This window comes from Kitasatospora sp. NPDC093679, assembly GCF_040683455.1.
Classification (GTDB): Bacteria; Actinomycetota; Actinomycetes; order Streptomycetales; family Streptomycetaceae; genus Kitasatospora; species Kitasatospora arboriphila.
The window spans coordinates 1-21,340 of the sequence record NZ_JBFBDW010000024.1; the positions used below are offsets into that span (position 1 = coordinate 1).

16 protein-coding genes are annotated in these 21,340 nt (G+C 74.3%); 10 read left to right on the plus strand and 6 right to left on the minus strand.

The annotated features are described in order from the left end of the window. Positions 1-460 precede the first annotated feature (460 nt). Positions 461-2,056: a glutamine-hydrolyzing GMP synthase gene (guaA, locus tag AB0O09_RS20550; protein WP_363543225.1), complete on the plus strand. Its 1,596-nt coding sequence runs from the start codon at positions 461-463 to the stop codon at positions 2,054-2,056. A 171-nt stretch (positions 2,057-2,227) separates the two neighbouring features. Next, complete coding sequence (locus AB0O09_RS20555) at positions 2,228-3,262, plus strand: Rieske 2Fe-2S domain-containing protein (protein WP_363543228.1); 1,035 nt, start codon at positions 2,228-2,230, stop codon at positions 3,260-3,262. Between the two features lie 30 nt (positions 3,263-3,292). Here AB0O09_RS20555 and AB0O09_RS20560 read toward each other — a convergent pair whose 3' ends face one another. After that, positions 3,293-3,520, minus strand: coding sequence for a hypothetical protein (locus AB0O09_RS20560; protein WP_344626892.1), 228 nt, complete (start codon positions 3,518-3,520; stop codon positions 3,293-3,295). After that, positions 3,517-5,043 carry a PspC domain-containing protein gene (locus AB0O09_RS20565; RefSeq protein ID WP_363543230.1) on the minus strand — a complete coding sequence of 509 codons (1,527 nt, stop codon included), beginning with the start codon at positions 5,041-5,043 and terminating at the stop codon, positions 3,517-3,519. Before AB0O09_RS20565 ends, AB0O09_RS20560 begins: the two co-directional genes overlap by 4 nt. Before the next feature lie 198 nt (positions 5,044-5,241). Here AB0O09_RS20565 and AB0O09_RS20570 point away from each other — a divergent pair, with 198 nt between their 5' ends. The 7 genes from AB0O09_RS20570 (at position 5,242) to pcrA (ending at position 15,776) form a co-directional block, all read left to right on the plus strand. Beyond that, positions 5,242-6,624: a PspC domain-containing protein gene (locus AB0O09_RS20570; protein WP_363543367.1), complete on the plus strand. Its 1,383-nt coding sequence runs from the start codon at positions 5,242-5,244 to the stop codon at positions 6,622-6,624. Then, the gene (locus tag AB0O09_RS20575; RefSeq protein ID WP_030263323.1) at positions 6,617-7,303 is read left to right on the plus strand and encodes a response regulator transcription factor; all 687 of its coding nucleotides are present in this window, start codon (positions 6,617-6,619) and stop codon (positions 7,301-7,303) included. Before AB0O09_RS20570 ends, AB0O09_RS20575 begins: the two co-directional genes overlap by 8 nt. Positions 7,304-7,514: 211 nt before the next feature. Beyond that, the gene (locus AB0O09_RS20580) at positions 7,515-8,795 is read left to right on the plus strand and encodes a glycosyltransferase family 87 protein (protein ID WP_363543233.1); all 1,281 of its coding nucleotides are present in this window, start codon (positions 7,515-7,517) and stop codon (positions 8,793-8,795) included. 226 nt (positions 8,796-9,021) lie between these two features. Next, positions 9,022-10,227 carry an acyltransferase gene (locus AB0O09_RS20585; RefSeq protein ID WP_363543235.1) on the plus strand — a complete coding sequence of 402 codons (1,206 nt, stop codon included), beginning with the start codon at positions 9,022-9,024 and terminating at the stop codon, positions 10,225-10,227. Between the two features lie 58 nt (positions 10,228-10,285). Beyond that, a complete protein-coding gene (locus AB0O09_RS20590; RefSeq protein ID WP_363543238.1) occupies positions 10,286-11,803 on the plus strand; it encodes a glycosyltransferase family 39 protein in 1,518 nt (505 codons plus the stop codon). Between the two features lie 144 nt (positions 11,804-11,947). After that, positions 11,948-13,126: a glycosyltransferase family 39 protein gene (locus tag AB0O09_RS20595; RefSeq protein WP_363543239.1), complete on the plus strand. Its 1,179-nt coding sequence runs from the start codon at positions 11,948-11,950 to the stop codon at positions 13,124-13,126. 73 nt (positions 13,127-13,199) lie between these two features. Further along, on the plus strand, positions 13,200-15,776 hold the full coding sequence (gene pcrA / locus AB0O09_RS20600; RefSeq protein WP_363543242.1) for a DNA helicase PcrA: 2,577 nt from the start codon (positions 13,200-13,202) through the stop codon (positions 15,774-15,776). Between the two features lie 57 nt (positions 15,777-15,833). On the opposite strand, the gene AB0O09_RS20605 is transcribed toward pcrA, so the two are convergent. Next, positions 15,834-16,628, minus strand: a complete 795-nt coding sequence (locus tag AB0O09_RS20605) for a M23 family metallopeptidase (protein WP_363543243.1) — start codon at positions 16,626-16,628, stop codon at positions 15,834-15,836. A gap of 87 nt (positions 16,629-16,715) precedes the next feature. Next, positions 16,716-17,504 (minus strand): alpha/beta fold hydrolase, encoded by a 789-nt coding sequence (locus AB0O09_RS20610; protein ID WP_363543246.1) that lies wholly within the window; start codon positions 17,502-17,504, stop codon positions 16,716-16,718. A gap of 243 nt (positions 17,505-17,747) precedes the next feature. Here AB0O09_RS20610 and AB0O09_RS20615 point away from each other — a divergent pair, with 243 nt between their 5' ends. Then, positions 17,748-18,155: a cobalamin B12-binding domain-containing protein gene (locus tag AB0O09_RS20615; protein WP_344626897.1), complete on the plus strand. Its 408-nt coding sequence runs from the start codon at positions 17,748-17,750 to the stop codon at positions 18,153-18,155. A gap of 25 nt (positions 18,156-18,180) precedes the next feature. Here AB0O09_RS20615 and AB0O09_RS20620 read toward each other — a convergent pair whose 3' ends face one another. Beyond that, complete coding sequence (locus AB0O09_RS20620; RefSeq protein ID WP_363543248.1) at positions 18,181-19,794, minus strand: DUF5691 domain-containing protein; 1,614 nt, start codon at positions 19,792-19,794, stop codon at positions 18,181-18,183. Between the two features lie 61 nt (positions 19,795-19,855). Beyond that, complete coding sequence (locus AB0O09_RS20625; RefSeq protein WP_363543251.1) at positions 19,856-21,175, minus strand: SWIM zinc finger family protein; 1,320 nt, start codon at positions 21,173-21,175, stop codon at positions 19,856-19,858. Positions 21,176-21,340 lie beyond the last annotated feature (165 nt).

Sequence of the window (21,340 nt, forward strand, 5' to 3'; positions counted from 1 at the left end):
AATCCGGTCCACTCCCGCGCGTGGCGGGCGGACGCCCGCCGTGGGACCGCGCGGGTGTGCGGTACGGCCGGGGGGGGGGGAGGCCGGCGCCGGCCTCCCCGCCCCTACGGTCCGTCCGGTCGCGGCCGGGGTCGCTGTCCCCTGCTGCCCGGTCGCCGCACCCCCGCGCGGTCCCACGGCGGGCGTCCGCCCGCCACGCGCGGGAGTGGACCGGATTCGGATCCACGCGTGGTCCTGCCGACCGTCGTGACCGCCCGGACCTGGTGGGCCCGGCGCGGTCGCCGCGGTCAAGCGGTGCAACGATCCGCCGCCGCCGGCGGTCACGGCCCGGAGGTCCGGCAAGCGGGTGAACGGTCCGGCGGCCGCCCGCGCCCCCCGGGACGGCCGGGCGGTCCGAGCGTTCGACCCGCCCCGGTAGACTCGGGTGCAGACCCTCCCCACACCCGCCGGAAGGCCGTCCGTGTCCTCTGCTTCCCCGGACCAGTCCGCAACCGAGAACGACACCGTCCTGGTCGTCGACTTCGGTGCCCAGTACGCCCAGCTCATCGCCCGTCGGGTGCGTGAGGCCCGGGTCTACAGCGAGATCGTGCCGAGCACCATGCCGGTCGCCGAGATGCTCGCCAAGAACCCGAAGGCGATCATCCTCTCCGGCGGGCCGTCCTCGGTCTACGAGGAGGGCGCGCCCCGGCTCGACCGGGCGCTCTTCGAGGCCGGCGTGCCGGTCTTCGGCATGTGCTACGGCTTCCAGCTGATGGCGATCACGCTCGGCGGCACCGTCGACAACACCGGCGCCCGCGAGTACGGCCGCACCCCGCTGAGCGTCAGCCGCACCGGCTCGACCCTGTTCGAGGGCGTCCCGGCGCAGCACTCGGTGTGGATGTCGCACGGCGACGCCTGCTCCGCCGCGCCCGAGGGCTTCACCGTGACCGCCTCCACCGACGTGGTCCCGGTCGCCGCCTTCGAGAACGACGACCTCAAGCTGTACGGCGTCCAGTACCACCCCGAGGTGCTGCACTCCGACCACGGCCAGCAGATCCTGGAGCACTTCCTCTACCGCGGCGCCGGCATCGCGCCGACCTGGACGACCCACAACGTGGTCGACGAGCAGGTCGCGCTGATCCGTGAGCAGGTCGGCGACAAGCGCGCCATCTGCGGCCTGTCCGGCGGCGTGGACTCCGCGGTCGCCGCCGCCCTGGTCAACAAGGCCATCGGCGACCGACTGACCTGCGTCTACGTCGACCACGGCCTGATGCGCAAGGGCGAGACCGAGCAGGTCGAGAAGGACTTCGTGGCCGCCACCGGCGTCCAGCTGAAGGTCGTCGACGCCAAGGAGCGCTTCCTGACCGCGCTGGCCGGCGTCAGCGACCCGGAGCAGAAGCGCAAGATCATCGGCCGGGAGTTCATCCGGGTCTTCGAGCAGGCGCAGGCGGAGATCGTCGCCGAGGCCGGCGAGCACGGCGAGTCGGTGGAGTTCCTCGTCCAGGGCACCCTGTACCCGGACGTGGTGGAGTCCGGCGGCGGCACCGGCACCGCCAACATCAAGTCGCACCACAACGTCGGCGGCCTGCCGGAGGACCTCCAGTTCCAGCTGGTGGAGCCGCTGCGCAAGCTGTTCAAGGACGAGGTCCGGATGGTCGGCCAGGAGCTCGGCCTGCCCGAGGAGATCGTCCAGCGCCAGCCCTTCCCCGGTCCGGGCCTCGGCATCCGGATCGTCGGCGAGGTCACCGAGGAGCGCCTGGACCTGCTCCGCGAGGCCGACGCCATCGCCCGCGAGGAGCTCACCGCGGCCGGCCTGGACAACCAGATCTGGCAGTGCCCGGTGGTGCTGCTGGCCGACGTCCGCTCGGTCGGCGTCCAGGGCGACGGCCGCACCTACGGCCACCCGATCGTGCTGCGCCCGGTCTCCTCCGAGGACGCCATGACGGCCGACTGGTCGCGCCTGCCCTACGACGTGCTGGCGAAGATCTCCACCCGGATCACCAACGAGGTCCGCGACGTGAACCGCGTGGTGCTGGACGTCACCAGCAAGCCGCCGGGCACCATCGAGTGGGAGTGATCCCGCCGGCCGATCGCACGGCCGATTGAACGACCGCGCCGCCGCTTCCGTACCAGGAAGTGGCGGCGCGGCCGTGTGCGCCGCCGGACCTGCAACAGAACACGAACGGCAACGGGCAGAATCGGACCGGACCTGTCAGCAGTTGACAGGCCGTGAGGGAAGGGCGACGGCATGACCGGGGCGCACGACGGACACACCCCCTCCCGGCGCGAGGCGTGGAAGCGCACCGCCACCCAGTACGCGACCCTGCCGCTGCGGATCTTCCTCGGCGTCACCTTCGTCTACGCCGCCTTCGACAAGCTCTCCGACTCCCACTACCTGGCCGGGGCCGGGGACGCCGCCTCCTTCGTCTCGCAGACCCAGGCCGCCAAGGACGGCAGCCCGATCGGCTGGGCCCTCGGACCGGCGCTGCACGCGCCGACCTTCTTCGCCCTGCTGATCGCCTTCGGCGAGCTCGCCGTCGGCCTCGGCACGCTCTTCGGGCTCTGGGGCCGGCTCGCCGCGGCCGGCGGCGCCGCGATCAGCCTGACCCTCTTCCTCACCGTCAGCTGGAACGTCTCGCCGTACTACCTCGGCAACGACCTCGCCTACCTGATGGCCTGGACGCCGCTGGTGCTGGCCGGCACCCCGTACCTCTCGATCGACGGCTACCTCGCCCGCCGCGCCGAACGCGACCGGCTGCGCGGCCTGCCCGAGGGCGCCGTCCGCCGGCGGTCCCTGCTCGACGGCGGGATCGCCGCGGTCGCCCTCGGCGGCGCCGGGCTGCTCTCCGGTTCGCTCACCGCCACCTTCGGCCGCGACCGCAAGGCCGTCGCCGCCCCGGCCGCCTCCGGCACGGCGGGCACCCAGGGCGACCCGGCCCCCGGGTCCACCAACCCCGCGCCCGCGACCGGCGACAAGGTCACCGTGGCCGCCGCCGGCGTCCCGGTCGGCGGCTCGGCCCAGGTCAAGGACCCGGCCACCGGCGACGCGATCTACATCGTGCAGCCCTCAGCCGGCCAGTACTGCGGCTTCTCCGCGATCTGCACCCACTCCGGCTGCACCGTCGACGCCCCCCGCGACGGGAAGATGTACTGCCCCTGCCACGGCTCCCGCTTCGACGCGAAGACCGGCGCGGTGGTCAACGGTCCGGCCACCAAGCCGCTGCCGAAGTACACCGTCACCAGGAACGGCGGCGATCTGGAGCTCGGCGGCCGGCAGAGCTGAGGGCCGGCCGCCGGGGCCCGGGGAGCGCCGTCAGCGCTCCTCGGGCGGCTGCGGCAGCTCGCCGCCCCGCCCGCGGCGGGCGACCGCGGCCACCGCCCCGGCCAGCCCCGCCGTCCCCAGGCCGATCAGCGTCAGGGGGATGACGATCCGTCCGTTGACCGTGCGGTCGTTCAGCGAGGCCACCAGGTACACCGCGGCGACCACGGTGAACAGCACCCCCGAGATCAGCGAGAACGGGTCGAGCCGGTGCTTCCTCATGACTGGACCACCTTGATGTCTCCGAGCCCGACCGTCAGCGTGAGGTCGAGCGACCCGCGCGAGACCGTTCCGGCCGGCGGGTGCAGCGTGTACGCGTGGTTGTTGTTGGTGCCGGAGAGGTGCTCCCCGTTCGGCAGCCGGATGTCGCCGGCCAGGTTGTGCACGGTCAGCTCGACGTCCGCGTCCTTCGGCAGCAGCACCTTCAGGTCACCCGCGCCGAGCCGCACCGAACTCGTCAGGGCGGCGCCCGCCGGGTCCAGCCCGGTCAGGTCCAGGGTCGCGTCGCCCGCCCCCAGGTCGTAGTGCTCCTGCAGGCCCGCCGCCGTCGCCGGCGCCCACAGGCGGTCGCCCACCCCGGCGTGCAGCGCCGCGTTCGACCCGCCCGCCGCGGCCAGCACCAGCGTCAGCAGCAGCGCCGGTACGGCCAGCCCGCGGGCCCGCCCGTACCGGGCGCCGACCAGCATCGCCAGGCCGATCGCCAGCAGCGCCGCCGCCAGCACCGTCGCGATGTGCACCGGCTGCCCCTGCCGGTCGGTCAGCCACCAGGCCAGCGCCCCCGCGCCGAGCGCCAGCAGCACCCCGACCCCGCCGAGACCCGAGCCGCCGTGCCGGACCACCCCGGTCGGTCGCGGCACCGCCGGTGGCACCGGCGCGTCGGCGGCCGCCGGGGACGCCGACGGCCCCGACTTGCGCAGCGGATCGCCCTCCGGCAGGTCCGTCCGCTTCCACCACGCCTGCGCCGGCACCCCCGGCGGGGTGTGCGAGCCGTACGGATTGCGCTCCGGGTGCCGCGGGTCCCACAGGTAGCCGCTCGGCCCGGGCGGCGGCGTGTCCTGCGGCACCCGGCCCGCCGCGCGGTCCGCGGCGTGCTGCGCCGCGGACTCCTCGCGGGCGGCCCGCAGCCGCTCGTGCATCTCCGCCTTGCGGGCCCGCCACTCCGTACGGAAGTCCTGGTGGACCCGGTGCTGCCAGGTCTTCCAGTCCAGCTGCTCGACGGGCTCCTCCAACCGGTCGTAGGGGCCGTCCGGCCCGGCCGGCGCCGCCTTGCCGCGTGCCCGGCGGCGGCGCTCCGGGTCGTAGCGGACCGCCAGGAACACCAGGCCGCCGAGCAGCAGCAGCGGGAAGAGCTGACCCCCGTCGCCCATGGACGAGAAGAAGACCCCCGTGCCGATCACCGTCAGCAGCACCGCACCGATGGACTGCCCGTCCACCCGGCCGGTCAGCACCCGCTGCAGCTCGGTGCGGCCCGGCCGGCCGTCGACCGGCTCGCGCGGCACGATCAGCCACGCCAGCCCGTACAGGAACAGGCCGAGGCCGCCCGACAGGCACAGCACCGCGACCACCACCCGGAACACCACCGGGTCGATGTCCAGGTGGCGGCCGAGCCCGCCGCACACGCCGGCCACCACCCGGTGCTGCCCGCTGCGGGCCAGCGGTGGGCGCTGGGCCGCCTGCGGGACGTCCTCGGGCGCGGCGTCGGCGCTGCCGCCGGCCCGCCCGGCCGTGCTCTGCTCGTCGGTCATGGCACCATCCTGGTGGCTGCCGGGCCCCCGCCCAACCGCCTGCGGCCCCGGACGGACCCTGATCTGTCCCTGAGGGACTTCCGGGGCCGACCCTGATGCACCGGTACCGCTTGACATGAGACCGTCTGTGGCGTGGCAGCACCCGGCAGCGAGACCCAACAGCCCGAACCCGAAGCCCCGACCGCCCCCGGCGGCCCGGTGGAGCCGTACCGCAGGCTCTACCGCAGCCCGCACGGACGGATGCTCGGCGGCGTCGCGCACGGCCTGGCCGTCCACCTCGGGCTGCCCGTCAGCTGGGTCCGCGGTGCCTTCGTGCTCCTCTTCTTCGCCCAGGGCATCGGCGCGCTGCTGTACGCGGCCTTCTGGTTCGTGGTGCCGATCGGCATCGGCGAACCCGCCCCCGGCGCACCCACGCAGTGGGCCTACGTGGACGGCGCCTTCGTCCGCGTCGGCGCCGGCACCCGCCCCTCCGGCGGACCGGTCAAGGGCGGACGGCGCGGCCTCGGCCGGCTGCGCGACCTGCTCCAGCGCACCTTCCACGGCCTGCCCGCCGACGCCCCCGCCACCGGCGCCCCGGGCACGGCGGCCCCCGCCGCGGCCGGCCGCACCGGCGGCGGCCTCGGCCAGCTGATCGCCCTGCTGATGCTGGTCGTCGGCGTCATCGCCCTGCTCAACGCGCTGCACATCCAGACCGCCAAGCCGTACGTCTGGCCGCTGCTCACCATCGGCGTCGGCGTCGCCCTGGTCTGGCGGCAGGCCGACGACTCCCGCTGGCAGCGCTGGTTCGGCCTGGAGGAGGGGTCGAAGCGGCGCAGCGCGTTCGTCCGGGTCGCCGCCGGCGTGCTGCTGGTGGTGGCCGGCATCGTCGGCTTCCTGGTGCTGCAGGGCAGCGGCTCGACCCTGGCCTCGATCGTCGAGGCCTCGCTCGCGGTGCTCGCCGGCATGCTGGTGCTGGTCGGCCCGTACGCGCTGCGGATGTGGCAGGACCTCGGCGCCGAGCGCACCGCCCGCATCCGCGCCCAGGAGCGCGCCGAGATCGCCGCCCACGTGCACGACTCCGTGCTGCACACCCTCACCCTGATCCAGCGCCGCGCCGAGGACCCGAAGGAGGTGCTGCGCCTCGCCCGCGCCCAGGAGCGCGAGCTGCGGCTGTGGCTCTACCGCCCGGAGGCCGTCGCGGAGGCCGCGCCGGACACCCTCGCCGAGCACGTCCGGGCCGTCGTCGCCGAGGTCGAGGACCGCCACGGCGTCCCGGTCGAGCTGGTCTGCGTCGGCGACTGCCCGATGGACGAGCGGATCGCGGCGCAGATGCAGGCCGCGAGGGAGGCGATGGTCAACGCGGCCAAGTACGGTGGCGGGGGACCGGTCCAGGTGTACGCCGAGGTGGAGGGGAGGACGGTGTCGGTGTTCGTGCGCGACCACGGCCCCGGCTTCGACCCCGACGCGGTGCCCGAGGACCGGATGGGCGTGCGGGAGTCGATCGTCGGCCGGATGCGGCGCAACGGCGGCACCGCGCGGGTGCGGCCGGCGGCCGGCGGCGGCACGGAGGTCGAGCTGGAGATGGAGAGGGCAGATGACTGACGCAGGGGGAAGCGCGCCGGAGCGCGTCGCGCGGGTCGTCCTGGTGGACGACCACCGGATGTTCCGCACCGGGGTGCGCGCCGAGATCGGCCGCACCGAGACGACCGGGATCGACGTGGTCGGCGAGGCCGACGACGTCGAGTCGGCGGTGCGGGTGGTCGCCGAGACCCGGCCGGACGTCGTGCTGCTCGACGTCCACCTGCCCGGCGGCGGCGGGGTCGAGGTGCTGCGCCGCTCGGCGCCGCTGATGGGCGAGCAGGGCGGGGTGCGCTTCCTCGCGCTCTCCGTCTCGGACGCGGCCGAGGACGTCATCGGCGTCATCCGCGGCGGCGCCCGCGGCTACGTCACCAAGACGATCACCGGCACCGACCTGGTCAACGCGATCTTCCGGATCGCCGACGGCGACGCGGTGTTCTCCCCGCGGCTCGCCGGCTTCGTGCTGGACGCCTTCGCGGCCACCGACACCCCGCCGGTCGACGAGGACCTCGACCGGCTCACCCAGCGCGAGCGGGAGGTGCTGCGGCTGATCGCCCGCGGCTACGCCTACAAGGAGATCGCCAAGCAGCTGTTCATCTCGGTGAAGACGGTGGAGAGCCACGTCTCCGCGGTGCTGCGCAAGCTCCAGCTCAGCAACCGGCACGAGCTGACCCGCTGGGCGACGGCCCGCCGGCTGGTCTGAGGCGGATGCAGGTGCGTCCGCCCGGTCGTTCCGGCGGGCGGTCGCACCGGGTCACCCCCTGTCGGTCCTGCGGCCCGTGGCCGTCCGCCGGAGCCACGCCGTCCGCCGGTCGATGGACCGGGGGGAGGGCGGCAACAGGCCATAATGGGGCGGCTCAGGAGCTGCTCGGACGGATTCCGAGTGCCGCACTGCGATCCGTCCACGGAGCGTGATGTCCGACACCTTCATCGACGCTCCCGACCGGCGGACGCGGGCGCGGGCGCAGCAGTCCGGCTTATTCCGGCGGTGGTGGTCGCCGCGGACGGGCGCCGCCCTCGGGTACTGGGCCTGCACCCGCATGATCATGATCACGACGATGTTCTCGCGGCGCGAGAACGTCACCGGCGAGGTCCACCACTACTACCAGAAGTGGGCCGAAGGGCTGCTGAACGGCTCCTTCCCGGTCGGGGACGTCACCTGGCAGTACCCGCCCGGTGCGGCCGCAGTGGTCCTCGCACCCGAACTCGTGCCGGTGCTGGACTACGTTCCGGCCTTCGTCGTGGTGGTCCTGGCGGCCGATCTCGCCGTCACGGCCGCACTGCTCCGGGCCTCCGACGGCGCGGACCGCAGCACGGCCGGCCCGTGGCTGTGGATCATGGGCCTGCCGCTGCTGACGTTCGTCCCCTACGCGAGGTACGACGTCGTCGTCGCCGGGTTCGCCGTGGCGGCGCTGCTGGCCCTCCGACGGATGCCGTGGCTGGGCGGGGGTCTGGCGGCCGTCGGAGCACTGGTCAAGGTCTGGCCGGCCTTCGCCGTCTTCGGTGCCCCCCGCGGCCGGAGCCTCGGCCCCGCGGTGGCGGGCTTCGTCGCCTCGGCCGCCGCGCTGACCGGTGTGATGTGCTTCCTGTTCGACGGCGCCTTCGCCTTCCTCGACGCCCAGGGCGGTCGCGGCGTGGAGTTCGAGTCGTTGGGCGGCACGGTCCTGCTGGTCTGGCGGTTCTTCGGCTACCCGGGCCACATCGAGTACCGCTACGGATCGATGGAGTTCGTCGGCCCGCACGTCGACACGATCGCCGCGGTGCTCGTGCTCCTCAGCGTGCTGGGCTTCTGCTGGCTCCTGGTGTGGCGGCTCAGGGCCAGGGTCTTCACCGTCTCGACCCCCGCCGACGCCGCCCTCGCCGCGGTTCTCGTGTTCACCGTGACCAGCAGGGTGATCAGCCCCCAGTACTTCGTCTGGCTGCTGGCCGTCGGAGCCGTCTGCCTGACCCGGCGGGCCACCACGCAGAGGCCCGTCGTGTACCTCGTGGTGCTCGCCACCGCCCTGACCACCGTGGAGTTCCCGCTCTTCTTCGAGGAGGCGGTGCGCGGCGACGCACTGATCACGGCCGTCCTGGTGGCCCGCAACCTGGTGCTGCTGGTCGCCGCGCTCCTGTCGTGCGCCGCGTTGTGGAGGGCCACGACGGTCCGCAGGCCGGTCCGGGACCGAGCGGTCCGGACGGGACCTCCGGCGTGACGAGCGTCACTCGACATCCCTTCCGGATCGCGCCGGGCGGTGTCGTGACCAGCGACGGAGCCGCGTGCCGCCGATGACGGCCCGGTGCGCGAACGGTGCCCGGGGGTGACGAATCGCATGCAACTCTGAGCCTGCGTTCATGCGTCTATAAGATGAACCGGCCCATGCCGGACCCATCCCCTCCGTGCGTCGCTGGGCCCATTGCCCCCGGATCGAGAGCGCGGCTATGACCTCCCCTCTGAAGACGACCGCACCCGTGCCCGTGCAGTACCAACAGGTGGCCGGGCAGCCGGTCGGGGGAGCGACCGCAGAGCCGGCCCCGGCCAGGGCTCCGAAGCGGCCGCGGCTCTACGTTCTCGACGGCCTGCGTCTGATAGCCGCCCTCGGCGTGCTCACCTGGCACTGGCTCGGCGTCGAACGCTTCCCGGGGATCTGGCACGGCCTGCCCAGCAAGCTGATGCCGCTCGGCCACCTCGTCGGTGCCTACAGCTGGCTCGGGGTGGAACTCTTCTTCCTGATCAGCGGCTTCGTCATCTGCATGTCCTGCTGGGGCCGGTCGCTCGGCGACTTCGTGACGTCCCGCGTCGTGCGGCTCTTCCCCGCGTACTGGGTCTGCGTGCTGCTCACCGCCGCCGCCCTCATGGTCGTCCCGAAGATCTGGGGCGACAACACCCACCGGCCGACCCCGAGCCGGATCCTCACCAACCTCAGCATGGCGAACATGCCGCTCGGCGTGGACAACATCGACCCGGTGTACTGGACCCTCTGGGCCGAGCTGCGCTTCTACATCCTCTTCGGCGTGCTGGTGGCGTTCGGCCTCACCTACCGCCGGGTGCTCGCCTTCTGCGGCATCTGGGGCTTCATGGCACTCATCGCCGGCTCCGCCAACATGCCCCTGCTGGTGACGGTCTTCCAGCCGACCTACGCCTGGTTCTTCATCGCCGGCATCGCGATCTACCTGATGTACCGCTACGGCCAGAACCTGCTGCTGTGGGGCATCGTCGGATTCTCGTGGCTGATCTCCCAGGACCAGATGCGCGGCGTCGTCGGCGGCTACGAGTACGGCACCCGCCACCACCTGTCGTGGACGCTCACCATCGCCGTCACGACCTGCTGCTTCGCGGTGGTCGCCGCCGCCGCCCTCGGCGCCTTCGACCGGATCCAGTGGAAGTGGCTGACCGTGGCGGGGGCGCTCACCTATCCCCTCTACCTGCTGCACCAGATGATCGGCTGGCAGCTCATCACCCGGCTCAGCCGCCGCCTCGCGCCCTACCCGACCTTCTTCACAGCCGTGGCGATTATGCTGCTGGCGGCCTGGTTGGTGCACCGCCTGGTCGAACGGCCGCTGGCACCGATCATGAAGCGCAAGATGGAGGCCGCGTTCCAGCAGGTGCGTGCCGCTGCCGACGCGCCGGCCGGCCGCAGGCGCTGACCGGGAGCCGCGGGCCCTCCCGTCCCACCCACCGACCTGCTCTGGAGACCCCACCACCATGACCGCGAGCGTCGCTGACCGAGACCGCAATGCCGAGCCGGGTTCCGCCGCGCCGGCCGCGGGCCGGCCGACGGGGGGAGCCCGCAACCTCCTGGCCAAGGCCTACTGGCTCTGGCCCGCACTGCTGACGCTCGCCCTCGGGGTGCGCGGCAGCGCCCGGCCGCAGCTGTGGCGCGACGAGTACGCGACCTGGAGCGCCGCCACCCGCAGTACCGGCGAGCTGTTCGACATGCTCCAGCACGTCGATGCCGTCTCCGGGGCCTACTACCTGTTCATGCACTACTGGATCGCCGTCCTCGGCGACTCCCCCGCGGTGATGCGGCTCCCGTCGGCCTTGGCGATGGCGGGTGCGGCGGTGTTCGTGGCGCTGACCGCGCGCAAGATGTTCGACACCCGCACCGCGCTCTTCGCCGGCCTGCTCTTCGCCGCCGTGCCGTCGATCTCCAGGTACGCCCAGGAGGCCCGGACCTACGGATTCGTGGTGCTGGCCGTCTCCTGCGCCACGTGGCTCCTGCTGAGGGCCCTGGAGCGGCCGGCTCCGCGACGCTGGCTGCCGTACGCGGCCGCGGTCGCCGCGGCGGGCCTGTTCCACATGGTGTCGCTGCTCTTCCTGTCCGGCCACGCCGTGATCGTGTTCTTCCAGTGGCGGCGGGACCGCAACCGCGGAACGCTCCTGGGCTTCGGCGCATCGGTGCTGATCGGCCTCCTGCCCGTGGCCCCGCTCGTGCTGCTGGGCCAGCGCCAGGTCGGCCGGCAGATCTCCTGGCTGCAGACCCCGTGGCTGCAGACCTACATCGACTACTGGCACAACCTGTTCGGCTCGGCGCTGGTCAGCGGCTGCTTCCTGGTCCTGATCGCGATACCGGGCGGCTGGACGCGCCGCCGTCAGCGGGTCTTCGAGATCGGCGCGGTCGCGGTCCTGCCGATCGCCATCAGCTGGGTCCTCTCGCACGGCCCCAGCGTCTACTTCTTCGAGCGGTACCAGCTCTACACCGTGCCGGCCTGGTGCATCCTCGCCGCGGCGGGGCTCAACTCCCTGCGACCCCGGCTGCTCGGAGTGGTCGGGCTGGTGCTGGTGGCGGCGATCGGCGTCCCGGACCAGCAGAAGCTCCGCACCTCCACCTCCCACGAGCACACCGACGGCCGGCGTGCCGCGCAGTTCATCGCTGACCGGTACCGGCCGGGGGACGGCTTCGCCCCGGTCCGCGGCGAAGACAAGTGGATGATGATCGACCTGGAGGTCCGCTACTACCTGCCCGAGCGGGTCCACCTCCAGGACGTCCTGGTCGCGAAGAACGCCGTCCAGCGCGGTGACCTGTTCGCATCGGCCTGCCCGGTGCCGACCGCATGCCTGGGCACACCCCGGATCTGGGTCGTGACCATGGGCAACGACGGCGACACGCTGAAGCGGTTCCCGGCCGCGGAATCCGAGGCGCTCCGCGCGTCCTACCGGCAGACCGAGGTGATGCACGTTCGTGGGCTCACCGTCGCCCTGTTCGAGCGGACAACGAGCTGATCGTCATCATGGGTTGACGTTGCGTTTGCATCCGGGGGCCAATCGGGCTGTCATCATGAGGTGTCGCGCAATCCGCTGCGGTTCCGGCGCCGAGCGGAGACGCCGACCGCCGGCACCGGCGTCGCCTCCGACGATGGGGTGCTCTTGTCCGCGGAAACAGCCGTCCGCGTCTCCCGCCCGGCACCCGCGGGGTGGTCCTCGCGTCCGGCCGGCCTGCTGCGAGCGGCCGCCCCCGCGCTGATCGGCTACGCCGCCGTGCGGGCCCTCGGCGTCCTGGTGCTCGTGCTCTGGGGCTCCCACCGGGGCACCCCCGGCCTCGGCCGGCTCAGCACCCTGTGGGACGCGTACTGGTACCGCGAGATCGCGCTGCACGGCTACGCGGGCACCACCCCGGTGCCCGGCCCGTACGGCCCCTACGAGCCGTACGCGTTCTTCCCCGCCTACCCCGCGCTGGTGCGGCTGGTGCACACCGTGCTGCCGCTGCCGGCGCACCAGGCGGCGCTGCTCGTGGCCTGGACGGCTTCGTTGGCCGCCGCCTGGGGCGTCTACGCGGTCGCCGCCCGGCTCCACGGACAGCGGGTCGGCGTCATCGCCGCCGTGCTCTGGGGGATCACCCCCTACGCCGTCGTGGAGAGCTCCGCCTACTCCGAGCCGCTGTTCACGGCGTTCGCCGCCTGGTCGCTGTACGCCGTGATCACCCGCCGCTGGGTCTGGGGCGGAACGCTCTGCCTGCTCGCGGGGCTGACCCGGCCCACCGGGGTCGCGCTCGCCGCGGCGGTGGGAACGGCCGCGCTCTGGGAGGTCCTGCGGGGGCGCGGCACGCTGCGCACCGCGCTCGGCATGCTGCTCGCCCCGCTCGGCTTCCTCGGGTTCCTCGCCTGGGTCGGCGCCGTGAAGGGCCGCTGGGACGGCTACTTCCGGGTCCAGGACGCCTGGCGTTCGCACTTCGACCTCGGCCGCAGCACCCTGTACTCCTTCCGCGACCTGCTCACCGACGCCGACCAGGTCTGGCTGACCCAGGTGGTCGTCGCGGCCGTGCTGATCGGCGCGGTCGTCCTGTTCGGCATGTCCCTCATCCAGCGCCAGCCGCTCCCGTTGCTCCTCTACAGCGCGGCGATGCTCACCCTGGCGCTCGGCGACGCCGCCTACTTCAACTCGAGGGCCCGCTTCCTGCTGCCCGCCTTCGCCCTGCTGCTGCCCGTCGCCACCGGACTCGCCCGGATCCGCAGCCGCGCGTCGCTGGTGCTCCTGCTCGGCTCGGCCGCCGCCGTCTCGGCGGCGTACGGCGGCTTCGTGGCCTTCGTCTACCCGGACGCGCCGTAACGGCCGCCCCTCACCGGGCGGATCCGGCGACCCGGGCCGGAGTGTCGGCGGCGGGTCATACACTCGGAATGCCATGACTAGCCTCTTTGACGACCTCCCGCTCCCCGGCTTCGAGAGTCCCTCGCTCGGGTCGAGCCCCGCCCACGACGAGCCGCCGCTGGACGAGGAGCCGCCGTACGAGGAGGCCATCCCCGACGGCCTGTTCGAGACCGACCTCGCCGCCCAGGACGAGCGCGACGCGTACTACCGCAACGGCCACGCCCGCCCCGTGATCGACCCGGAGCAGCTGCTCGAAGGCATGAACGACCCGCAGCGCGAGGCCGTCCTGCACCACGGCTCCCCGCTGCTGATCGTCGCCGGCGCGGGCTCCGGCAAGACCCGGGTGCTCACCCACCGGATCGCGTACCTGCTGGCCGCCCGCGGCGCCCAGCCCGGCGAGATCCTGGCGATCACCTTCACCAACAAGGCAGCCGGCGAGATGCGCGAGCGCGTCGAGCAGCTGGTCGGCCCGCGCGCCCGGGCGATGTGGGTCTCCACCTTCCACAGCGCCTGCGTGCGCATCCTGCGCCGCGAGTCGAAGCTGCTCGGCTTCACCTCGTCGTTCTCGATCTACGACTCGGCCGACTCGCAGCGCCTGATGTCCCTGGTCTGCCGGGACCTCGACCTGGACCCGAAGCAGTTCCCGCCGAAGTCCTTCACCGCCAAGGTCAGCAACCTCAAGAACGAGCTGATCGACGAGGAGACCTACGCCGACCGGGCCGCCAACCCGATGGAGAAGAAGCTGGCCGAGGCGTACACCCTCTACCAGCGGCGCCTGCGCGAGGCGAACGCGCTGGACTTCGACGACATCATCATGACCACGGTCAACCTGCTGCAGGCCTTCCCGGACGTCGCCGAGCACTACCGCCGGCGCTTCAGGCACATCCTGGTCGACGAGTACCAGGACACCAACCACGCCCAGTACACGCTGGTGCGCGAGCTCTCCGGCGGCGCCCTCTCCGACGCGCCGAAGCTCACCGCGGACGGAGACTTCGTCAACCCGACCGCGGCCCGGCTCGCCCAGGTCCCCCCGGCCGAGCTCTGCGTGGTCGGCGACGCCGACCAGTCGATCTACGCCTTCCGCGGCGCCACGATCCGCAACATCCTCCAGTTCGAGGAGGACTACCCCGACGCCACGACGATCCTGCTGGAGCAGAACTACCGCTCCACGCAGACCATCCTCACCGCCGCCAACGCCGTCATCGAGCGCAACACCAACCGGCGCAAGAAGAACCTCTGGACGGCCGGTGACCAGGGCGAGCGGGTGGTCGGCTACGTCGCCGACGACGAGCACGGCGAGGCCCAGTTCATCGCCGACGAGATCGACCGGCTCACCGACAAGGACGAGGCCCGGCCCGGCGACGTCGCGATCTTCTACCGCACCAACGCGCAGTCCCGCGTCTTCGAAGAGGTCTTCATCCGGGTCGGCCTGCCGTACAAGGTCGTCGGCGGCGTCCGCTTCTACGAGCGCAAGGAGGTCCGGGACATCCTGGCCTACCTGCGCGTCCTGTCCAACCCGGAGGACACCGTCCCGCTGCGGCGGATCCTCAACGTGCCCAAGCGCGGCATCGGCGAGCGCGCCGAGGCGATGGTCGACGCCCTCGCCGCCCGCGAGCGGATCAGCTTCGCCCAGGCGCTGCAGCGGGTCGACGAGGCGTACGGGATGGCCGCGCGCTCGGCCAACGCGGTGAAGAAGTTCAACGCGATGATGGCCGGCCTGCGGCAGGTCGTGGAGTCCGGCGCCGGCCCCGCCGCCGTGCTGGAGGCCGTGCTGGAGGAGTCCGGCTATCTCGCCGAGCTGCAGGCCTCCACCGACCCGCAGGACGAGACCCGGATCGAGAACCTCCAGGAGCTCGCCTCCGTCGCCCTGGAGTACGAGCAGGACCCGGGCGAGCGCCCCGAGGGCGAGGACGCCGAGGGCACCCCGCCGGTCGGCTCGCTCGCCGACTTCCTGGAGCGCGTCGCGCTGGTCGCCGACTCCGACCAGATCCCGGACGACGAGGAGGGTCAGGGCGTCATCACGATGATGACCCTGCACACCGCCAAGGGCCTGGAGTTCCCGGTGGTCTTCCTCACCGGCATGGAGGACGGGATCTTCCCGCACATGCGGGCCCTCAACCAGGTCAAGGAGCTGGAGGAGGAGCGCCGGCTCGCCTACGTCGGCCTGACCCGTGCCCGCCGGCGGCTCTACCTGACCCGCTCGGTGCTCCGCAGCGCCTGGGGCCAGCCCGCGTACAACCCGGCCTCCCGCTTCCTGGAGGAGATCCCGGACACCCTCGTCGACTGGAAGCGCACCGGCGCGGCGGCCGTGCCCCCGGCCCGCGGCTTCTCGCCCTCGTCCTCCGGGGGGTCCCGCTCGTACGGCTCCTCCGGCGGTTCGGCCCGTTCGACGACGACGCCGCAGCCGGGCTGGGCGAAGTCCGCGCGGAAGGTGACCGAGCGCGAGGTGGTCGCGCTGGCCGTCGGCGACCGGGTCAGCCACGACTCCTTCGGCCTCGGCACCGTCGTCGCCACCCAGGGCGTCGGCGACAAGGCGCAGGCGACGATCGACTTCGGCACCACCGGCCGCAAGCAGCTGCTGCTGCGCTACGCGCCGGTCGAGAAGCTCTGAGTCGTCGAACCCGTCGGGCCGGCCCGCGCCGCCCGCCCGGGCCCATGCCCGGGGCGCTCAGCGCGGGTCGACCCCGTGGGCCAGCAGCCACGGCACCGGGTCGACCGGGGCCCGGCCACCGGGCCGCACCTCGAAGTGGAGGTGCGGCCCGGTGGCGTTCCCGGTCGACCCCGCCCATCCCACGACGTCGCCGGCCCGGACGGGCCCGCCGGGCAGCCGGTACCCGCGCAGGTGCCCGTACCAGGTCTCGGTGCCGTCCGCGGCGGTGACGACCGCCAGGTACCCGTAGGCGGCGCTCCAGCCGGTGGTCACCGTGCCGTCGGTCGCGGCACGGACGGGCGTGCCGGCCGGTACCGGGAAGTCGATGCCGGTGTGCCGGGCCGCCCAGTGCGGGCCGGCCTGGCCGAAGCCCGCGCTCAGCCCCGCCCGCTCGACCGGCAGCACGTACAGCGGTCGCGGCGCGGTGTCCGTGCTCCCGGCTTCCCCGGGCTGCTCCGGCCGCTGCGGTCGGGGACGGCCGCGGGCGGCGAGCGCCGCCCGGGCCAGCTCCCGGTCGGCCCGGTCGGGGCCGGGCCGCTCGCCGGCGGGGCCGCGGGAGGGGAACGAGGGGCCGGACGGCGCCGGGCCGGGCAGCCGGGTGCGGTCCGCGTGCACGGTCGCGGCCGCGACCCCGAAGACCCCGAGGGTGGCCGCCGACGGCAGGGCGACGGTGAGCACCGCCCGCCGGGTGGTGCTCGTCCGCGGTCCGCGGTGCTGGCCGCGGGGCCGCTCGGCGCCGCCGGCCGGGCCGGGGAGCTGCCGGTGGATCGGGATACGGATCGGGATGCGGACGGGGGAGCGTCTGACCGTCATCGCGCCGCCTCCTCGGAATCGGGAGTGACCGGGAGAAAACAGTCGAGACTGTAGACCTTGATCACGATCCCGGACGAAGTGCGCATCTCAGCACGCGTGGCGCTCCGTCAGGGGCCCTGCGGCCCATGCCTCCAGGGCGAGCCGGACGACGGCGACCGCCCGCGGGTGGGCCGGCAGTCCGACGTGGCCCGCGCCCGGCACGGCCACGTTGGCGGCGTCCAGGTCGGGATGGTCCAGCCGGGCGCCGCGGCGGGGCAGCACCACCTCGTCCAGCCCGCCGCGGACGGCCGTGAAGCGGCTGGTGCAGCCCGGCGCAGGCAGCCGAAGTTCGGACAGCAGGTCGCTGCCCGGCCGCAGCTGACGGGTGATCGGGAAGGGGTTGGGCAGCAGGGCCGCCGTCGTCCCCTCGTGCGGGGTGGCCAGGGTGACCACCTCGGGGACGAGTTCGTGCCCGCTGAGGCGCTGCACGTAGTAACGGGCGATCAGGCCGCCCAGGCTGTGACCGACCAGGGCGACGGGGCGGCCCCCGTGCGCCTGTGCCGCCCACTCGACGTGCCGGGCGAGCAGCACGGCGGCGGCCCGCACGTCACGGGTCAGCGGCGAGTAGTTGAGGGCGTGCAGGTGCGTCCAGCCGTGCCGGTGCAGATCGCGGCGGAGCGGCCCGAACACGGCCCGGTTGTCGACGAATCCGTGCAGCAGCAGCACGGGGTCGTGCCGGGGCGGCGCGGCGGGCGGCGCCGGACGGTCCGGGCACGGACGGGGCCGTCGCTCCGGCGGGATTCCGGTGGGGTAGCGGACCAAGTGGTGCGCGAGCGCGGCGGCTTCCGCGCCCGCGCCGCGGACGGTGGCGGCCGTCCGCTGGAACGGGATCGTCATGCGGCTCTCCCCGGCAGGACGGCGCGGGGCCCCTGCGGCGGCCGACGCAGGGGAGACGGAAGAGCTGGTACCAGGGGTGGCTGACGGGCAGCCCTGTGATTTTCCCCGCCCGTCCGCAACCGAAAACCGCCGACGGGTGCACTCCGCGTTACGCTGCCAGCAGGCCCGCCGGAGGCCGTGGACACCGCGCCCGCGTCCGGGCGGGGCGGCCGGGCCGCGGACGACGAGGTCCAGGAGGCTGTGATGGGTGTGTCGGGGCCGATCCGCGTGGTGGTCGCCAAACCGGGGCTGGACGGCCACGACCGGGGCGCGAAGGTGATCGCACGCGCGCTGCGCGACGCCGGCATGGAGGTCATCTACACCGGCCTGCACCAGACCCCGGAGCAGATCGTCGACACGGCGATCCAGGAGGACGCCGACGGCATCGGGCTGTCCATCCTCTCCGGCGCCCACCTGACCCTCTGCGCACGCGTGATGGAGCTGCTGCGCGAACGCGAGGCCGAGGACATCACGGTCTTCTGCGGCGGGATCGTCCCCGAGGAGGACATCGCCCGGCTCAAGGAGCTCGGCATCGCCGACGTCTTCACCCCCGGCACCACGACCGGGTCGGTGGTCGACTGGGTCGAGGCGAACCTCCGCCGCGCGGGCTGACCACCGGCCCGCCGTACGCGGCCCTTCAGGGCGCGAGTTCGGCGAACATGGCAGCCCGCAGCCGGAGCGTCTCCGCGAGACGGGTGAAGGTGTCGGCCCAGGCGGTGTCGGGCGCGGCGTCGGCGGCGAGCGCCTCCACCGCGGGGGCGGCCTCCGGGGCGAGCGCCCGCTCCGTCATGCCGAGCACCCCGCTGTGGCTCCACGGGTAGGCCCCGGAGCCGGCCGCCCGCTCCAGCGCGGCGACGACCGCGGTGGAGAGCGGCGGCGTCCACGGAGTGGCACAGGCCCCGAGCAACTGGAAGGCGTCGCCGAGCCCGTGGGCCCGGATGAACGCCGCCGTCCAGGCCGCCCGCTCCACCGGCGGCAGGACGGCCAGCAGCTTCGCCGGGGCGCCCGCCGTCCGCTCGGCGCCGCCCGGCCGGGGCGCCGGGCCGAGCAGGGCGCGCGCCCAGGCCTCGTCGTGCTGCCGGACGGCGGCCCGTGCCCAGGCCTCCCGCAGGTCCGCCGACCAGTCGGTGCCGTCGGCCTCGCCGCCCTCCCGTGCGGGCAGCCGCAGCACCTGCTGCGGGGTCAGGCCGGTGGCGTCCGTCCACAGCGCGAGCGGGGCGGCGGCCACGATCTCGCCGAGCCACCAGGAGCGCTGCCCGCGCCCGGTGGGCGACTTGAGCGGTATGCCGTCGCGCTGCATCGCCGCGTCGCACTCGGCGGGCGGGGCGACGGCGAGCAGGCCGTCGAGCGGGTGCACGCAGGCGCGGGCGCGCTCGGCCATCCGGGCGGCGAGGGCCGAGCCGGGCAGGGTGGAGAGCAGCTCCGCGGCAGTGGTGCGGACGTTCTTGCTGCGGTCGCCGAGGGCGGCCTCCAGGAACTCCTCGTCCGCCGTGGACAGCCCCTCCTGCAGGGCGTCGAGGAAGAGCAGGCGGTCCTCGGCCCGCTCGGTGCCCCAGGTGGAGCGCAGCAGGGCGAGGCCGGCCGCCGGGTCGCGGCGGCGCAGCCTGGTCAGGTGGGTGACCCGCTCGGCGAACAGGCCCTCCTGCCAGATCTGCTCGCCGGCCGCCGGATCGTGCCGGGCGTCGGCGGCGCCTGCCGCTCCTGCCGCGTCGGTCGCACCGCGGGTGCGACCGACGAAGCGCCAGTCCGGGTTCTGCCCGGCCAGCCAGCGGCCGAGCGGGCCGGCCAGGGCCACCACGTCGGGGCGCAGCTCACTGCGGGCGCGGGCGGTGTCCAGCAGGGCGGGCACGTGCGCCGGCGGCAGCCGGTAGCCGTGCGCCCGGGCGGCGGCCAGCCACTGGGGGAGCAGCTCGGTGAGGTTGGCGAGGCTGGTGTCCGGGCCGCGGCCGCCCAGCAGGAAGCCGAGTCGGCGGGCGGCCGGCTCCGGCAGCTCCGGCCGGCCGTCCTCCTCCGCCGGGGCGGGCAGCTCGGGGGCGGGCAGGGCCCGGGCACCGGCGCGGCGCCGGACGGTGGCCAGCGCGGCCAGGTCGAGCAGGGCCGTCGCCGGGTCGGTGCGGTCGACGGCCCCGGCCGCGGCGGCGGACGCGGGTGAACCGGCCGGGCCGGGCAACGGCCGTCGGTCGGTGCCGAGCAGGGCGGTGGTCTGCAGCTCGGACCAGCTGTCGTGGGCGGTGGTGGTCGGTGCCGTCACGGCCGGCCTCCCGTCGGGTGGGTCTGGTGGGGATGGCGGACGGTGGCCGTCCGGGGCGCGGTCACCGGTCGAGGCCGATCGCGCGGCCGTCCGCCGACCAGGCGGTGACCGGGGCGTACCCGGCGTGCCCGTACTCGCCGAACAGCGTGACCGGGTGGCCGGCCGAGAGCGCGGCCAGCCGCCACAGCGCCGGCTCCGGCGTGGCGCCGCGCTTGAGCGGGACGGCGCTGCGGCCGTCCGTCAGCTGCCAGCCGTCGGGGCCGAGGACGGGCACCACCCCGGCCAGCACGGCGGGCCAGGCCTCCAGCCACGGGTCGTCGGCGACGGCCTCGCCGTAGCCGGCCACCGCCTCGGCGGGGGAGACCCCGGCGGGCGGCCCGGCCGGGGCGGCCGCCGGCTCGCCGTGGCGGGTGCCGAGGACGGCGCGCAGCGGGCGGGCGGCCGGGTGGAAGGCCAGCTCGGCCTCCAGCACCTGCCCGGTCGGCAGGGCGGTCTCGGGTGCCCGGCCGGGGCTGCCGAAGGAGAGCAGCAGGGCCGGGCGACCGGTCTTGGTGCCGCGCAGCCAGATCCGGCGGGTGGTCAACCGGTCGTCGGCGGTGTCGCGGCTGCCGAGGACGTGCCAGCGGTCGCGGACCGTCGGGCCGGCCAGCACCTCGTCCGCGCCGGTGCTGAACCCGACCCGGGTGCGGACCGTGGCGGCGAGCGGCGCGGGCAGCTCGTCCACCCGGCCGTAGGCGCCGGCCAGCAGGTGCAGCAGGGCGTACTCCTCCAGCAGGGAGTCCTGCGGGGTGTGGGCGAGCTCGCGGGCGCGGGCGGCCAGGCCCGGTGCCTGGGCGTCGACCATCCGGGCCGCGACCTCCTCCCAGCCGCCGGGGGCGGTGCTGTCGGCCAGGCCCCGCCGGACGGCGTCCGAGAGCCGCAGCCGCAGCTCCTGCGCGCCGGCGGCGACCCGGGCGGCGCGCTGGGCGGCCCGCCGGCGCGCGGCCGGGTCGTCCGCGGAGGACTCCCGGCGCTCCTGCTGCCGGACGGCCCGCTGCTCGGCGGCGCCCTGACGTCTGGCCAGCCATTCGGCCACCCACTCCGGCTGCGCCGCCGCCTCCGCGACCGCCGGGGAGCCGGCGCTCCACAGCAGCAGCAGGCCGAGCACGTGCTTGCACGGGAACTTCCGGCTGGGGCAGGTGCACTTGTACGCCGGCCCGGAGAGGTCGACGCAGGGGAAGTACGGCGTCTTCCCGCTGCCCTTGCAGGTGCCCCACAGCGCGCCGCCGCCCCAGCCCGCGTCCGACCACGGCGCGGGCGCGGACAGCTTGCCGGCCGCCTTCAGCGACGCCTGGTCCAGCGCGAGCGACAGGACGTGTTCGTTGCTCCAGCGTTCCTCCATGCCGACGACGCTAGGACGGGCCACTGACATCCGGTCCGGTCGAACTGACGGCCGGTCATCGTGGCGTCCCGGCTTGTCAGTGGGCTCGTGCATGGTGGTTCCAGCAGGCCGGAAGGGCGTACGGAGAAGCCCGTCCCGGCCCTGCCGCACCGCGTTCCGGCGGGC

Coding starts and splice junctions, on each gene's coding strand:
- AB0O09_RS20555 (WP_363543228.1), top strand. CDS start 2,228: ATGACCGGGGCGCACGACGGACACACCCCCTCCCGGCGCGAGGCGTGG.
- AB0O09_RS20560 (WP_344626892.1), bottom strand. CDS start 3,520: ATGAGGAAGCACCGGCTCGACCCGTTCTCGCTGATCTCGGGGGTGCTG.
- AB0O09_RS20565 (WP_363543230.1), bottom strand. CDS start 5,043: ATGACCGACGAGCAGAGCACGGCCGGGCGGGCCGGCGGCAGCGCCGAC.
- AB0O09_RS20575 (WP_030263323.1), top strand. CDS start 6,617: ATGACTGACGCAGGGGGAAGCGCGCCGGAGCGCGTCGCGCGGGTCGTC.
- AB0O09_RS20580 (WP_363543233.1), top strand. CDS start 7,515: ATGTCCGACACCTTCATCGACGCTCCCGACCGGCGGACGCGGGCGCGG.
- AB0O09_RS20585 (WP_363543235.1), top strand. CDS start 9,022: ATGACCTCCCCTCTGAAGACGACCGCACCCGTGCCCGTGCAGTACCAA.
- AB0O09_RS20590 (WP_363543238.1), top strand. CDS start 10,286: ATGACCGCGAGCGTCGCTGACCGAGACCGCAATGCCGAGCCGGGTTCC.
- pcrA (WP_363543242.1), top strand. CDS start 13,200: ATGACTAGCCTCTTTGACGACCTCCCGCTCCCCGGCTTCGAGAGTCCC.
- AB0O09_RS20605 (WP_363543243.1), bottom strand. CDS start 16,628: ATGACGGTCAGACGCTCCCCCGTCCGCATCCCGATCCGTATCCCGATC.
- AB0O09_RS20610 (WP_363543246.1), bottom strand. CDS start 17,504: ATGACGATCCCGTTCCAGCGGACGGCCGCCACCGTCCGCGGCGCGGGC.
- AB0O09_RS20615 (WP_344626897.1), top strand. CDS start 17,748: ATGGGTGTGTCGGGGCCGATCCGCGTGGTGGTCGCCAAACCGGGGCTG.
- AB0O09_RS20625 (WP_363543251.1), bottom strand. CDS start 21,175: ATGGAGGAACGCTGGAGCAACGAACACGTCCTGTCGCTCGCGCTGGAC.